Source organism: Paenibacillus algorifonticola (assembly GCF_050481745.1).
Classification (GTDB): domain Bacteria; phylum Bacillota; class Bacilli; order Paenibacillales; family Paenibacillaceae; genus Pristimantibacillus; species Pristimantibacillus algorifonticola_A.
This window is the reverse complement of the sequence record NZ_JBCNGR010000002.1, coordinates 163445-177670: the sequence shown is the minus strand read 5'-3', so window position 1 is coordinate 177670 and position 14226 is coordinate 163445. Positions and strand designations below refer to the sequence as shown.

13 protein-coding genes and 1 CRISPR repeat array are annotated in these 14226 nt (G+C 50.5%); of the genes, 9 read left to right on the top strand and 4 right to left on the bottom strand.

What is annotated here, in order from left to right; genetic code table 11:
- Positions 1-49: 49 nt before the first annotated feature.
- The 3 genes from ABEW34_RS01080 (at position 50) to ABEW34_RS01070 (ending at position 2590) form a co-directional block, all read left to right on the top strand.
- Positions 50-610, top strand: a complete 561-nt coding sequence (locus ABEW34_RS01080; protein WP_430154093.1) for an HD domain-containing protein — start codon at positions 50-52, stop codon at positions 608-610.
- Complete coding sequence (locus ABEW34_RS01075; RefSeq protein WP_056039667.1) at positions 610-1566, top strand: 3'-5' exoribonuclease YhaM family protein; 957 nt, start codon at positions 610-612, stop codon at positions 1564-1566. Before ABEW34_RS01080 ends, ABEW34_RS01075 begins: the two co-directional genes overlap by 1 nt.
- 97 nt (positions 1567-1663) lie before the next feature.
- Positions 1664-2590, top strand: coding sequence for an HNH endonuclease (locus tag ABEW34_RS01070; protein ID WP_430154091.1), 927 nt, complete (start codon positions 1664-1666; stop codon positions 2588-2590).
- A 97-nt stretch (positions 2591-2687) separates the two neighbouring features.
- Here ABEW34_RS01070 and ABEW34_RS01065 read toward each other — a convergent pair whose 3' ends face one another.
- The 3 genes from ABEW34_RS01065 to ABEW34_RS01055 form a co-directional block, all read right to left on the bottom strand.
- Entirely contained in the window at positions 2688-3080 is a 393-nt protein-coding gene (locus ABEW34_RS01065; protein ID WP_056039670.1) for a DUF4190 domain-containing protein, read from the bottom strand.
- A 135-nt stretch (positions 3081-3215) separates the two neighbouring features.
- Positions 3216-4034: a WYL domain-containing protein gene (locus ABEW34_RS01060; RefSeq protein ID WP_430154090.1), complete on the bottom strand. Its 819-nt coding sequence runs from the start codon at positions 4032-4034 to the stop codon at positions 3216-3218.
- The gene (locus ABEW34_RS01055; protein WP_430154088.1) at positions 4021-5340 is read right to left on the bottom strand and encodes a WYL domain-containing protein; all 1320 of its coding nucleotides are present in this window, start codon (positions 5338-5340) and stop codon (positions 4021-4023) included. The genes ABEW34_RS01060 and ABEW34_RS01055 overlap by 14 nt, the downstream gene beginning before the upstream one ends.
- Before the next feature lie 222 nt (positions 5341-5562).
- Here ABEW34_RS01055 and ABEW34_RS01050 point away from each other — a divergent pair, with 222 nt between their 5' ends.
- The 3 genes from ABEW34_RS01050 to ABEW34_RS01040 all read left to right on the top strand — a co-directional run bounded on the left by ABEW34_RS01050 (position 5563) and on the right by ABEW34_RS01040 (position 8713).
- Positions 5563-6990, top strand: coding sequence for an RtcB family protein (locus tag ABEW34_RS01050; RefSeq protein WP_430154086.1), 1428 nt, complete (start codon positions 5563-5565; stop codon positions 6988-6990).
- A gap of 354 nt (positions 6991-7344) precedes the next feature.
- Positions 7345-7500, top strand: a complete 156-nt coding sequence (locus tag ABEW34_RS01045) for a hypothetical protein (RefSeq protein WP_430154085.1) — start codon at positions 7345-7347, stop codon at positions 7498-7500.
- 94 nt (positions 7501-7594) lie between these two features.
- Positions 7595-8713 carry a slipin family protein gene (locus ABEW34_RS01040; RefSeq protein WP_430154083.1) on the top strand — a complete coding sequence of 373 codons (1119 nt, stop codon included), beginning with the start codon at positions 7595-7597 and terminating at the stop codon, positions 8711-8713.
- A 17-nt stretch (positions 8714-8730) separates the two neighbouring features.
- Here ABEW34_RS01040 and cysK read toward each other — a convergent pair whose 3' ends face one another.
- Entirely contained in the window at positions 8731-9669 is a 939-nt protein-coding gene (gene cysK, locus ABEW34_RS01035) for a cysteine synthase A (RefSeq protein WP_430154081.1), read from the bottom strand.
- A 395-nt stretch (positions 9670-10064) separates the two neighbouring features.
- Here cysK and ABEW34_RS01030 point away from each other — a divergent pair, with 395 nt between their 5' ends.
- From ABEW34_RS01030 to ABEW34_RS01020, 3 genes are read left to right on the top strand one after another with little or no spacing between them, the layout of a single operon-like run.
- Positions 10065-10856 (top strand): nucleotidyltransferase domain-containing protein, encoded by a 792-nt coding sequence (locus ABEW34_RS01030; RefSeq protein WP_430154080.1) that lies wholly within the window; start codon positions 10065-10067, stop codon positions 10854-10856.
- A 58-nt stretch (positions 10857-10914) separates the two neighbouring features.
- The gene (locus ABEW34_RS01025; RefSeq protein ID WP_430154078.1) at positions 10915-12333 is read left to right on the top strand and encodes an RtcB family protein; all 1419 of its coding nucleotides are present in this window, start codon (positions 10915-10917) and stop codon (positions 12331-12333) included.
- Between the two features lie 3 nt (positions 12334-12336).
- A complete protein-coding gene (locus ABEW34_RS01020; protein WP_430154076.1) occupies positions 12337-12912 on the top strand; it encodes an RNA 2'-phosphotransferase in 576 nt (191 codons plus the stop codon).
- Positions 12913-13138: 226 nt separating this feature from the next.
- A CRISPR array of direct repeats spans positions 13139-14182; the repeat unit is 33 nt; unit sequence GTCGCACTCCGTATGGAGTGCGTGGATTGAAAC.
- Positions 14183-14226: the final 44 nt, after the last annotated feature.

The following is a 14226-nucleotide window of genomic DNA, read 5'->3' as shown; positions in this document are numbered from 1 at the left end:
GCATCTATAGATAAAAGCAGGACGATCTTGAACCTGGAGGTGTACATTCATGAGCCTGATTCAAAAAGCAATTGATTATGCAGCGGTGCTGCATGGGAATCAGCTTCGCAAAGGGTCAAATATTCCTTATATTTCACATCCGTTCGGTGTGGGTATGATATTAATGGAGGCTGGTTGCCAGGCGGAGTGGATCGCTGCGGGCATTTTGCATGATACGCTCGAAGATACGGAGGCGACGGAGGAAGCGCTGCTGGAGCGTTTCGGCCCGGAAGTGACGCGAATTGTCGTTGGCTGTACAGAGCCCAACAAATCCTTGTCTTGGGAAGAGCGCAAGCAATATAAACTGGATTATTTGAAAACGGCACCGCTAGACATCAAGACGGTAGCCTGCGCGGATAAGCTGCATAATATGGGCTCGACGCTTGCCGCTTATGAGCGGGAGGGCGAGAAGGTATGGGAACGCTTCAACCGCGGCAAGGAGCAGCAGGAATGGTATTACAAGGCGGTGGCGGACAGCCTCGGCCATGAAGGCAGCTTTCCGCTGCTGGACGTTTTAAATCAAAAAATTGAGGCGATGTTTGGTCAAAGGGAAAGCGGGGACAGGGCATAATGACATTGATTAACCAACTGGTGAGCGGAGACGATTTTACCGGATTTTATTTGCTCAGAGAGCTGGAAGTGAAGCAAACGAACGGGGCAACGCCCAAAGATTATTTTGACATCGTATTATGCGATGCCAGCGGCCAGCTTTCCGCTAAATATTGGGACGTATCGAGTGCGGATAAGGAAACCTTTTTCCCGATGGGATTGGTAAAAATCCAAGGCAACGCTCATACATACCGGGAGAAGCTGCAAATAAAAATTTCGCGCATGCGCAAAGTTACGGAAGAGGACGGGGTAGCGCTGACGGATTTCATCCGCTCGGCTCCGGTTCGTCCAGTTGACCTCGTGCATACGATTAAACAGGTAACGGAGAGCATCGCTGATCAGGAAATTCGGACCATCGTCACGTATTGCGTAGATAAGGTCGAGGACAGACTGATGCATTATCCGGCGGCGAAGACGCATCATCACGCTTATTTTGCCGGACTTGCTTATCATATTGTACGGATGCTGGAAATTGGCGCTTTTATTTGCAAGCAGCGTCCGTTCTTGAATGCCGATTTAATCAAGGCAGGCATTGTGCTGCATGATATTGCCAAGCCGGAGGAGATGGTTGCCCAGCTAGGGATCGTATCCGAATACAGCCTGTCTGGCAAGCTGATGGGGCATATTTCGCTCGCATCCAACTGGATTACGGAAGCGGCTATTCGCTGTGACATTGATCTGGAATCGGAAAAGGTGCTCGGCTTGCAGCATTTGGTGCTATCCCATCACAATTTAGGTGAATGGGGCAGCCCGGTGCAGCCTCAGACAGCAGAAGCGGTCGCGCTGCATCATATTGATGCCATGGATGCCAAGCTGCAGATGGTAGAGGATGCGCTGGATACGACGCCGGACACGGAACCGTGGACACCCTTTATTCGCGGGCTTGAAAATAAGCCTATTTATCGGATGAAGCTGTAAATCTATTTAAATCAACAGGCATCAAACATATCTATAAAAATTTGAGGTGACAATAACGGGTACGCAGGCTCATGCTTGCCAGGCCCGTACAATACCAATGGTAGAAATCATACAAACGCCGATTAAGCAGTGCGCGTACTGTAACGAAGACAAGCCGCTTGGCGATTTTTTGCGCCGTACCGGCCGGCGCTCGGGTCCTGACTCGCGGCGCGGCGCCTGCCGCTCCTGCAGGAAAGAACGGGCGAGCTCGCAGGCCGCGCCAGCAGCTGTTGTGGAGGCGCCAGTTGTACAAGCAGGCGCCGCAGATGAGTCTAGGCCGGAAGCGGCGGCTGCTGGCGTCCAGAAGAAGTCCCGCCGGAAGCGCGGCGGGAGAAGAAGGCGGGCGAAGGCCGCAGCGGCAGTAGCCGCCGCAGCTGAGCACGCGGCGAAGGAGACGGGCGGCAGGGAAGCGGCGAAAGCAGGCGCAGCCGCCCCGAAAGCAGTCGCCCAGCCGCCAGGAACGGATTCAGCATTGGCGGCAGTGGCGCAGGAAGCTGGCACAGTTAGCAGGCCAGGCGCCGTTCGCAAGCCAGAGAAGAAGGCGCCGCGGGCGAAGACGGCTGCCCGCTCGCCGAAGCAGCGTCCTTTGCCGAAGCCGTCGAACCATTCGCCGACGGACCCTACCTATTTGCGTCCTTCCGGGCAAGGCACGGTATGGATGAGAGGCAAAACCGACAAGGGCAGGCAGTGGTATCAGGAAATTGAACTGGAGCTGGCCGTTATACTCGTGAAGGAGCATGCTGCCGTTGTCGTGAATCGCCGGACGATTCGCAGGCTGTTCAGCAATAAAGATTTTCGTAAATATATTTTAACGCGGGATAATTATACTTGCTTTTTCTGCAAGCAGTATGGCGATACGATCGACCATATGCTTCCGCGCGCCAAGGGCGGCCATACGACACCGGACAATTGCGTTTGTGCTTGCCATATGTGCAACCAGTCGAAGGCAGACAAAAACCTGGAGGATTTTATGCGGGAAGTATAGCCCCATAAACGAAAAGCGCCAACATACGAGCGGGCAGCCATGCTGCACGGTATGTTGGCGCTTATTTGTGTGCGAAAAAGGTAGACGTGGAACACCTCTACAAGTTCAGGGCGTTGACAAGCTGGATCGAGGCATTGTAGTAGCCTTCGTTCCAGCCATAGTTGTACATGCTGTCCTCGTAGCTCATGATGCCAATTATAAAAAGTAAAAACACCAGCAAGCTGAGGAATAGGCTAATAGCTCCGCAAATGAGGCCAGCTATCGCCATGCCGCGTCCTTGCTCTCGCGTTTTGGGAATTTGATTAAGCGAAACGATGCCCATTACGACAGCGACAATGCCTAATAGTATACCGATGAACGGGATAAAGGATGTAATGCCGCACACGAGCGCGGCAATTGCAGCACCGTTCGTCTTCTGCACCGGTGGCTGGAATGGGGGCTGAAATGGCGCATGGTTTTGATAATTATGCCCATTGTTATAGTCGTTCAAGGATGGTTCCTCCTAAGCTTGGAAAGATGATGAAATCAGGGTTTCCATTATTATACGTCTCTTTTTACCCGAAGGCTATACATTACTTGGTAAAGAACGGGACATCTAATCCGTTTTTTGAACGAATCGAACGAATTAGAGCGCTTGCTGATCTGGCGACGCTCCATATCTTGCGAGCGCAAGGGACGATGCTTCACGCATGCGGCGCTGCAAATAATCACCTTCGGTCACTTTAATTCGCTTGCCGAGGAAGCGGATTTTTGACAAAACATATTCTGCTTCATTACTTGGAAACGTCAGCTTAATCGTATAACGATTGAGTTGGTCATCGTAGGACACAACCTTCTCAAAGCAGGAAAAAGCGTACAAAATTCGCGACAGCTCCGCATTATACGTTTCCATAACCTGAATGACTGCACTCGTGCTGCGCTTGGTGAGCAGTGCCTCAATGGAGGCGGTAAGCTGTACATAACGCTCGGGCTCGCAAGGTATATCTTGAATGGCGAGAATCGTTTGCAGCTTCGTGCTCATAAGTGTCCTGTGGCGCTGGTGATACCAGAGCAAATACCATTCTTTTTTCACCATGGAATATTCCAGCTTATAGGGCAAACCGGCTTGGTGTTCGTGCTGTCTGCCGTTTTTGATCATGTAGCTCAGCTTGATCTGGTTGCGATGCATTATCGAGCGTCTAAGCTGGCGCAGCAGCGGGTGGTACACTTGCAGTTCTTTGCTGGCGGCTTTCTGAATGAGTGGACCGGCTGTTTCCATCACGCTCTCCTGCTCAAGCAGGCTTTCGAGCTTCGCGAGTGTTCCGGGCGCAAAAGCTTGCACCGCTTCAGGATGCTGCAGCATCGCCTTTAGCCAGCTTCGTTCAATCCCCGTCACCATAAAGGTGCCGGAGTCTTCAAGGCGGGACATGAGCTGATAGTTGAATATTTTCTCAAACGGATTCATAGTAGCCAGCAATCTCCTTCCATTCGTCAATCATCTCGTTACGCAAATGGAGAGGCTCCAGCACCTCGCAGCTTGAACCGAAGCTGCGCAGCCAAGGCCTGATTTCGAACGTGCCGTTCACTTCGATTTCATATAAGAAAGAATCCGCACCAGCCTCCTCAGTAATGCGTCCCCACTGCCCCTGCAGCAACACACGCTCCTTAATGAAGTTATGCGGTGCCCCTACAGGGTGAAAGAAACGGACACGCACCATAACGGTTCTTCCCGTATCAATGAGCCAGCTTTGCGCCGTGCGCGCTTCTAGCTGTGCCAGATGCTGCTCAAATTGCTCCTGTGGCACTGCCTCGCCCTCCTCAATTTGCGTCATGCCCTCCATCCTGTATTTCACAATACCTTTGCCTGAGCGGAAGCCGAGCAAATACCAGCGTCCATACTGGTGGTCGTATACGACTTTAATCGGAATAGCGACCTCTTCCTTGCCCGTTGTATCGCGCTCGAACAAAGGGTTCGTGTTACGAGACGCGTAGCTTGTTTCTTTTTTCGGCGAAAAATAAAGAAATTTCACCTTGCGGCGCTCGCGAATGGCTGCCAGCAGGCGAAATAAATGGGCTTCATCCAGCAGGCGGGAGTAGAAATGATATTTATATAAAAAAGCGTCCAGCGTGACGTTGTCCTTCTGCGTGCGCTGCAAATGCTTTTTCAAGCTGTCGCGCAGCATATAGCCCTGTACGGAAGGAACATGCGTATTCGCCATGACGTCGGCAAAATCGTATAAATCCAGCAGCTCCTCCTCCGTCAGCTCCTGCACCAGCTCGTTTGCCAGCCGGTAGCGGTACGGACGAGGCCCCGGTTCTTTGCGGATGACGCCGACCTCCTCCAAATATTTCAGATCGCTGCGCACTGTTTTCTCATCCGGGGGAGCCAGCTCAGCGGACATATTGCCGCAGCAGGCATCCATCAGTTCCATGGCAGTCATTGCACTGCCGCTTTGCAGCGTCTCCAGCAGCAGGGAAATACGCTTGCTCTCGGTTTCCTTCAGCGACTTGGCGCGGAATAGAAAGAGCAGCATAGGATCGGCAGAATCAAAATAGCTGTAACGAACCGTCTCAGCAAATTCCTTGCCTTGTTCCTCGGGAAGCTGCTGGTAGACGGCGTTTACAATTTCTTTGAGCTTTTTAATCGTTTTATCAAATGTATGAATGGAGATGCCGAGCCGATCTGCGAATTGCTGCCGATTATAGGCTCCGCTTGTTAACACAAGCATGCGCAGAAACTGAATCTCTTTATCAAAGCTTTCTTTAGCCAATGGTGTTCCCCTGCCTTCCGGCTTACTTTCGCTTACTATTATTTTATTCTATGAAGGATCAGCAGCGTTGTCAAAAAAGACCATAGGCGTGAAAAATCGTTATATTTTTCCTGGTCGTAATACTTTCACCATGTTCGAGGGGGGATTTTTAAGGCAAAATCAGATACATAAGAGAGGCTACGGAGCATCAATGATGCAGGGCAGAATGAAGGAGGAACAGCAATGACCAGCACAATGAAGATAATTCAGCTTAAAGGAACCAATCACCGCGAGCTAAGCCTTCCAAACGGAAAGCTGCATGTGTACGCAAATGATGAAGTATTTGCATCGCTTGAGCCTAATGTATATCAAATGGCTGACAACAATTTGCGCATTCCGCGCAATCAATATATGGGTTATACGCCGGATGCGCATATTGGAGTAGGAACGTGTATAGGAACGACGGCCGTCTGGAATATGAAGGATGGCTTTATCTCGCCGTCGATTGTGGGATCGGATATCGGCTGCGGCATGAGGGTGCATACAACGCCGCTGCATAAGCGTGAAATTCAGGATAAAGAGGTGCGTCGGGCGCTAATTAGAGCGATTGAAAAATACGTGCCAACCCATGAGCGGACGAATACGAATTACGCGGATATCGATATTATGAGCGTTGTGCAGCATGGGCTAAAAGGGCTTCCGGCCCAGTATGTGCCAAGTGAGCAATGGCTTACGCACGTCGAGCAGGCGGCATTTGCCTTCGATCATGCTGCGCTGGAGCATTTGCCGCCCCGAATTATGCGTAATGCCCACGGGCAGTTGGGATCGCTCGGCAACGGCAACCATTTTATTGAAATTCAATATTTGGACATCAATGAGGAATACAGCGAATTGGCGGAAAAATGGGGCCTGTTCGATGGCCAGGTCGTCATCATGATTCATTCCGGCTCGCGCTCCTGGGGTGCTGCCGTTGGCCGTGAATATAACAAGGTCATCAAAGAATCGATGTACCAGTGGGGAATCAGAAACCCTGATCCAAATCTGGTGTATGCACCGATTGCAAGCCATGAGGGACAAATGTATTTGAATCTCATGTATTCAGCGCTGAATTTCGCCGTCAGCAATCGCCATATGATTGCGTTTGGCGTCCAGCAAGCGTTCCGGGATATTTTTGGCCCGGAGATGGAACTGCCTGTGCTTTATGATCTGATGCATAATTATGCGCTCAAGGAGTTTCACCGCAAGCAGACGATGCTCGTTCATCGGAAGGGGGCGACGCGTGCGCTGCCGCCGAACCATTTTTTAAATACGCCTGCTTATAAGGAGACGGGGCATCCCGCCCTCATTCCAGGCTCGATGGGAACGGCATCCTATATTATGGTCGGCAAGGATGAAGGAGTGAAAAACTTCTATTCCATCTGCCATGGGGCGGGTCGCGCCAGATCGAGACGGGCGACGAAGGAACTGGTCACCGTTGATCAATTCGAGCAATCGCTGCGCGTCGGGAGCGACGATGAAATTTTGGTCAACCATCGCTCGCTGCAGGATATACTCGATGAATGTCCGCAGGCTTATAAGGATGTGGATCAAATTATCGACAGTGTGGTCGGCGCTTCGCTTGCCGCTGTCGTTGCCAAATGCCAGCCGATGGCTGCCATTAAAGGCACTTAGAGACTGCGACGAAATAAAGTACCGCTAATTTCCTCGCAGCTCCTTAACCTTGCTATTTAAGATAACTTCAATTATAGATTGGGCTGCTTAGCTTATGGCTTGCCATGGCATGGATTTCAATATGATCCAGCAGTACGGGCGCACACTGTGCGCTTGTGTGCTGCAAAGCGCATGAAGCTTGGGCCCCTAGCTTTACAATCGGGTTCGAATCCCAACCGTAGTTGATACGGAGTATTGGTACAGCTGTAGCCATGCTATAGCACACATTAACTCCCTTCCAAGGAGCAAAAAAATGAGAGACTCTTGCAGCAGGAATGCTCATGCCGGCCTTTACGGCGGCGCTGTGGCTCGGCTATGCAATCGGTGGATACCGAGCAGGGCAAGCGGGTATATTTTGCGGTTAGCAAAGCGAAGGATCGGCTGGTTGAATTTGAACGCGGCCGCTATGCTTCGCAGAGCACCGTGCAGATTGCTGCGCTTCAAATGCTCTTAAGCCTGATTCCGCTTTAGCCGCAGGAAGCATTCCTGATTGTAAGAATCACAGCGACTCAAATGACAAATCAATCAATCTAACGTTTAACTAACCTGAATGAGGTGGCTTTATATGACGGCTAAATTTAAAAATCCATTAATAATACAGGATGATGAGCGCGCGCTGCTGTTCCGTAAAGGCGGCTATATCAAGCTTCTGCAGCCAGGCAAATACCGATTGTCCGCATGGCGCGAGGAAACGGCGACTGTACTGAATGTGACGAAGCGTTTTCAAGTTGCGGGCAAGGATTCCGATATGTTTCTGCATGATCAGGAGCTGCTTGCCCAGCTTACTATCGTTGAGGTGCAGGATTTTGAATATGTGCTGCATTATGTAGATGGGAAATTTCATTCCTTGTTGACGGCAGGCAAGCATATTTTCTGGAATGTGCTGAAAAAGCATACGTTCGTTCATGCGGATATTCGCCAGCCTGAGATCAGCAAGGACATTAATCTCGCGATTATGTCTAAGCTTAATGGCTATTACCAGTGCGTGGAGGTCGCGAATTATGAGACAGCGGCACTGTTTTATAACAATGTGATGCAGCGGGAGCTGGCGCCGGGCAAATATTATTTCTGGAATGGCCCGACGACGGTGCTCGTCCGCAAGACGGATTTGCGTCAGCAGCAGCTCGATTTGACGGGACAGGAAATGATGACGGAGGACAAGGTGACGCTGCGGCTCAACTTCGTCTGCCAATACAAGATCATCGATCCGCTTAAAGTGCTGATGATTAAATCATTTGAGGATCAAGTGTATATCGCGCTCCAGCTGATTTTGCGGGAATATGTCGGTACGCTGCGCCTCGATGATCTGCTGAAGATGAAGCAGGAAATCGCCGCATTCGTGCTTTCCCGGCTTAATGAGAAAGGCGATGATTACGGCGTCCAGTTTCTGTCGGCAGGCGTGAAGGACATTATTTTGCCAGGCGATATTAAGGACATTATGAACACGGTGCTCATTGCGGAGAAGAAGGCGCAAGCCAATCTCATTACCCGCCGCGAGGAAACGGCCTCGACCCGCAGTCTGCTGAACACAGCGAAGCTGATGGATGAAAATACGACGCTGTACCGCCTCAAAGAGCTGGAGTTCATGGAAAAAATTTGCGAGAAAATCGGTACGATTTCGCTGTCCAGCGGCGGCAATATGCTGGAGCAGCTCAATTCGCTGCTGAGCGCAAAGCAAGAATGATAAAGTGAAATCTATTACTAATCGATAGAAGGGAACAGCGATGTAGATAAATAACGCTCTCCGCTGTCTGGAAGCAAAGCGACGATGGTTTTGCCTGCATTGCTTGGCCGATTGGCAATTTGTGCTGCTGCATATGCAGCTGCGCCGGAGGAGATTCCGGCCAGCAGGCCCTCGGTTCTTGCAAGCAATCTTGCAGCTGCAAACGCATCTTCTTTTTTAACTTTGAAAATCTCATCGACATATTGGCTGTGGAAATTGTCTGGAATAAATCCGGCGCCAAGTCCCTGAATAGCATGTCTACCCGGCTTGCCTCCAGACAATACAGGCGAATCGTAGGGCTCAATCGCAATGATCTGCACAGCGGGCTTGCGTTCCTTCAAAAGCCGCCCTACGCCAGATATGGTACCGCCTGTTCCTACACCAGCGATGAAAATATCAACTTCACCGTCCGTATCGCGCCATATTTCTTCTGCGGTTGTGCTGCGATGAATTTCCGGATTGGCAGGATTGTTGAACTGCTGGGGGATAAAAGAATTTGGCGTCTCAGCAGCAAGCTGCTCGGCCCGTCTAATGGCGCCCGTCATGCCTTCCGCTTCCGGTGTTAAAATCAGCTCGGCACCAAGCGCAAGCAGCAGCTTTCGCCGTTCAATGCTAAACGTTTCAGGAAGGGTAATGATTAGCTTATAGCCTAGAGCTGCGGCGGCAAACGCTAGCCCGATTCCGGTATTGCCGCTCGTTGGCTCGATAATGACCGAGTTTTTATGAATGAGACCCTTTTCTTCGGCATCTTTAATCATGGCAAAGCCTATACGATCCTTTACGCTTCCAGCTGGATTTAAATACTCCAGTTTTGCTATTACAGCTGCTTGCAAGTTTTGTGAATTTCCAAAATTAACAAGCTCAAGCAGCGGCGTATTTCCAATTAGTTCGGTTAAATTTTTATGAATGTTAGCCAATTTTTCTCCTCCTGTTTTGTTTAATCCTACTGTTTAACTATGATTTAAACAGTACTAAATAATCAAATGATTTGCAACAGAACAGTATCCATCGTAAATTAGTTAAAAATGGGTTGACAATTGTTGGGTACGCGAGTAAGATGAACGAAATAACTTGAAGGGAGGCCGAAACAAATGTCCGTAAATATGATGATTATCCCACCAACCAACTTCATAGCTAACGTCCATGCGGGTCGGCCTCAGCGGAATCAACTGCTGTAAGTCGAAGGAATATAGGTCAGCTGTGCGCTGTCTATACTGACTTGCAATAGCTCTAATCACTTAAGAGGCTATGGACGATGCTCGAATGTCCGTAGCTTCTTTTTTGTTGCCAAAAAATCAAAGGAGGGCTTCGGATGAGCGATTATCAAGCTAAAATAGCAGCCGAGCTGCGCAAAATAGAAGCGGAGGAACGCGTGCGTATCGTGTATGCCTGTGAGTCAGGCAGCCGCGCATGGGGCTTCCCATCGAAGGACAGTGATTACGATGTAAGATTTATTTATGTGCGGGAGACGAATTGGTATTTATCCATATTTGAGCAGCGCGATGTGATCGAACGCCCGATCAGCGACATGCTCGATATTAACGGCTGGGATTTGAAAAAGGCGCTGAATTTATTCCGCAAATCGAATCCGCCGCTGCTGGAATGGCTGCAATCGCCGATCAACTATTTGGAGGAGACGACGGTAGCAGAGCAAATTCGCGAGCTCCTCCCGGCGAGCTTCTCGCCACGCTCCAGCATCTATCATTATCTGCATATGGCGAAAGGTAACTTTCGCGAGTATTTGCAGGGCGACCAAGTGAAAATTAAAAAATATTTCTACGTGCTGCGCCCGGTGCTCGCCTGCCAATGGGTTGAAGAGCGAGGCACCGTGCCTCCTCTGTTGTTTGAGGAACTGGTGCATGAGCTGCTGCCGGATTCGCCGCTTAAATGCGAGGTGCTTACGCTGCTTGAACGCAAGAAAGCAGGCATCGAGCTGGATTTGGAGCCGAAAATCAGCGTAATTAACGATTTTCTTGCTAGGCGTATCGCCTATTACGAGGAAGTGGCAAAGCATGCGCCAGCTTCAGTTCAGAAGCAGGATCAAGCGCTGGATGAACTATTTCGCTCGGCACTTCGGGAAGTATGGGGGCCGGGCACGGAATAGGTCGGCAGGTAAGGCGGCAGGGCGCAGCCGCAGCATAGGAAACGAGGAAATTTAGAGTATGTTACAAAACTATTATCAACAAGTGAAGCTGCCTTCGGGGCAGGTGCATGTATATGCAGGACCAGAGCTGTTTGCTGCGCTGGATTATAAGGTTTTTGAGCTGGCAAACAACAATTTGCAAATTCCGAATCAAGTTTATATGGGGTACACGCCTGACGTTCATGTTGGCGTTGGTACGTGCATTGGGACGACCGCGGTATGGAATATGGAGGACGGCTACGTCTCGCCTTCAATTGTCGGCAGCGATATTGGCTGCGGCATGCGGGTTCATTTGACCAATTTGCACAAGGACGAATTGAAGGATGTGAAGCTGCGCCGCAAGCTGGTGAAGGCGATTGAGAAATATTTGCCAATGGAAGAGCATGGGCGGGGCTATTTTTCAGATATTCGCTTAGAGCATATTGTGAAAAAAGGCTTGCACGGCTTGCCGAAAAAATATATTCCGGATGCTTATACACCGCGTAAAGCGACTTCGCTGACGCACGTGGAAAGCAGCAAATTTTATGTAGAAGGCGGCGCGCTCGACTTATTTCCGGAACGGGTATGGCATCGCTCGCATCGCCAACTCGGCACGCTTGGCGGCGGCAATCATTTTGCTGAAATTCAGGCGATTGAAATTCCCGAGGAAAACCGCGAAATCGCGGAAGCCTGGGGCTTGACCGACGGTCAGGTCGTCATCATGATACATTCCGGCTCGCGTGCATGGGGCGGCTCGGTCAGCCAATATTGCAGCAGCAATATGACTAAAATGATGAAAGCCGAAGGGATGGGCACCGCTGATCCAAAGCTGGTGTTCGCGCCGCTTGCACATCAACTGGGCAAAGATTATGTAGAGCTGATGTATTCCGCACTGAACTATGCGGTCGTCAATCGCCACCTCATCGCTTATGCGATTCGCGAGGCGGGGAAGGATGTTTTTGGCAGCAAATTTGAAATGTCGACGCTGTATGATCTCATGCACAATTATGCATGGGAGGAAGAGCATGACGGGCATTCGTATTTCGTGCATCGCAAAGGGGCGACAAGAGCGCTTCCTGCACAGCATCCGGATAATCCTGAGCCATATAAGGAAACGGGGCATCCGGCGCTCATTCCCGGCTCGATGGGCTCCTCCTCCTACATTATGGTGGGCAAGCCGGGAGGACGCGACAATTACCACTCCATCTGCCATGGCGCAGGGCGTATCCGTTCGCGGAGTGCGAGCAAACGGCTCATTACAGTTGAAGAGTTTGCCGCATCGATGCGGGTAGGGATGGAGGACGAAATTGTTCTCAACCAGCGTTCGCTGGAGTCGATGGTCGACGAGTCGCCGCAGGCGTACAAGGATGTGGATCAAATTATTGAGAGTGTCGTTGGAGCCGGACTTGCCGAGGTTGTGGCCAAATGCAAGCCGCTGGCGACAATTAAGGGGGCTTAAGCGATGTTAATGGACAAACGGGAAAAAAGCCTCAGCAAGATGATGACCAAAATATTGCGGCATGCGCCCGAAAAGTTCGGCGTCCTGCTCGATGAAGCGGAGGGCTCCTGCTTGCTCAGCGAGCTGCTGGCTGCAATTAATCGGCAGCCGGATTGGAGCAGCATAACAGAAGCGCATATTTGTTATGTTGTAGAGCGCTCATCTAAGCAGCGCTTTGAGCTTACAGACGGGCGCATTCGCGCCCGTTATGGGCATAGCGTGCAGAAGGTGAGCTATCCGGCTGCGGTGCCGCCGCAGGTGTTGTATCATGGCACGAATGAAGCGGTGGTGGCGGCTATTTTGCGCGAAGGTATTCAAGCGATGGGCCGCCAATATTGCCATCTGTCGGAGGGGCTGGATTTTGCAGCCCTTGCGGGCAGCCGAAGGGGCAAGCTGGTGATTTTGGCAGTGGATACGAAGCTTGCTGCGGAGCTCGGGGTTGTTTTTTATTATGCTGGCAATGAGGTGTGGCTGGCTGAGGAAATTCCGGCGGCATGCTGCCGGATTTATGATTTGCCGATTGATACGACGAAAACGTAGATGAAAAAATTACAATTTGAGCAAAGGCAATCGTAGCCGCCTTTTGGTGCGAATGTGAAGCTCCCATGAATTCCCTAGGAGATTCGCACCTCAGAAAATGTCGCTTTATGTCGTTTTTGAGTAACTCTTTAAAAAGTCAAGGTTTTAATCATATAAGCTTGGCATTATTTTCTTGAAAAGATTATGAATTGATGCCATGATGGAATCAATTGTATGTATTTTCGCTGTCGCACTCCGTATGGAGTGCGTGGATTGAAACTATAGTTGCTCCTACTTCTCCGTAGCTTGCGCCGTCGCACTCCGTATGGAGTGCGTGGATTGAAACAGCCGCTGCAGCAAGATGCTTGCGATTGACTCCGTCGCACTCCGTATGGAGTGCGTGGATTGAAACTCCCAGCCATTCACGCGGCACAGAGAGGTAATCCGTCGCACTCCGTATGGAGTGCGTGGATTGAAACAATAATCTATCAGCATCAATTGATGCGCAATCGAGTCGCACTCCGTATGGAGTGCGTGGATTGAAACAAGTCGCGCGCACGTGCCCACAAACATGCTGAGAGCGTCGCACTCCGTATGGAGTGCGTGGATTGAAACCGATAAAATCTATATCTAGTATAAACGCTTACTGTCGCACTCCGTATGGAGTGCGTGGATTGAAACAGACCGTCAATTACGTCCACTTGAAATGATCGGCCGTCGCACTCCGTATGGAGTGCGTGGATTGAAACTCCTTTTCACGTAAAATCTGCAATTGCTTCAATCGTCGCACTCCGTATGGAGTGCGTGGATTGAAACATATCGTGAGCACCGACTATGCTGTCTGGCTTTTGAGTCGCACTCCGTATGGAGTGCGTGGATTGAAACCTCAAACGCTGTTGCTGTCTCATGTCCGTCATTGTCGCACTCCGTATGGAGTGCGTGGATTGAAACCTTATTTATGACGCTATTTTAAATGACGGAGGCCCACGTCGCACTCCGTATGGAGTGCGTGGATTGAAACCAGCACGGAGACGCTTACGTTTATCACGTTTATGGTCGCACTCCGTATGGAGTGCGTGGATTGAAACCGCCAACCTTGCTATCTGTTGTTCTGGAGTCATATCGTCGCACTCCGTATGGAGTGCGTGGATTGAAACCGTTGAGTTCAACGATATGGTTCGCTACTTTCGGTCGCACTCCGTATGGAGTGCGTGGATTGAAACCACAGGCTCTTTTTTTGCGTCCTGGATCGCCTTAAGTCGCACTCCGTATGAAGTGCGTGGATTGAAACTGGGACTTGATCGGCTGCCCATCTTTATCGAGCGTAGCACTCCG